This is a genomic window from Mycobacterium sp. 1245852.3 (genome assembly GCF_001669335.1).
Lineage (GTDB): Bacteria > Actinomycetota > Actinomycetes > Mycobacteriales > Mycobacteriaceae > Mycobacterium > Mycobacterium europaeum_A.
In genome coordinates this window covers 1-793 of record NZ_LZLL01000546.1, presented here as the reverse complement: position 1 = coordinate 793, position 793 = coordinate 1, and the positions used below count along the sequence as shown (strand labels likewise).

General features: G+C 64.6%; 1 protein-coding gene and 1 pseudogene. Both read right to left on the bottom strand.

Annotation, left to right across the window (positions count from 1 at the left end; translation table 11 throughout):
- The coding region (locus tag A9W96_RS25300) for an ATP-binding cassette domain-containing protein (RefSeq protein ID WP_231999880.1) at window positions 1–478 on the bottom strand (478 nt) is incomplete at its 3' end.
- Window positions 468–793, bottom strand: a pseudogene (locus tag A9W96_RS25295) (TetR/AcrR family transcriptional regulator); the annotation flags it as partial. The gene A9W96_RS25300 and the pseudogene A9W96_RS25295, both read right to left, overlap by 11 nt.

The window sequence follows — 793 nt, the reverse complement described above, 5'->3', positions numbered from 1 at the left end:
GCGGCGACCTGGCGAACATGTTGTGGCGCAGGATGATTGACAACGCCGAGGAATACATGGCAGAAGGCGTGCGCGCCTTCTTGTGCGGGTCCAGGTCGAAGCGCTCGATCAACTCGGCGCGGCGCTTCTTGTCGATGCCACCCCGCATCCGGGCCAGCAGGTCGATAATCTCACCGCCGGTCAGCGACGGCCACAACGTCACATCGCCTGGCACGTAAGCGATGTGGCGATGCAGGGCGACGGCCTGTGTCCACGGGTCGCCGCCGAGCAGCCGCACACTGCCGCCGTCGGCTTTCACCAGGCCCAACAGGACGCGGATGGTCGTGGACTTCCCGGCGCCGTTGGGCCCGAGGAACCCGTGGACCTCTCCCTCCCGCACCGTGAGGTCCAGGCCGTCCAGCGCCCGAACCGCGCCGAAATTCTTTGTCAGACCCCGGATCTCGATGGGTGCGAATCCGTCGGCGTTTTCAGTCGGCATCAGATCCTCCTTGATCTTCGGCGGCCAGGAATGCGTCGTACATGGTCCGGTCGGTCAGCAGGCCCTCGGTGTAGACCTCGAGCGCGGGCAAAATCATGTCGCGCGAGTAGTCGCGCAGCACTGCCCGCAAATCCGTTGGTGTTTCATGCATTTGGATGTAGAGGAGGAAGCCGCCGCCGCCGGTGATGGCCAAATACCTGGCCCGCCCCTTGGGGTCTCGGCTGGGTTTGATCGTCCCGGCGCGCACGCCTTCTGCCATGTATTCCTCGGCGTTGTCAATCATCCTGCGCCACAACATGTTCGCCAGGTCGCCGC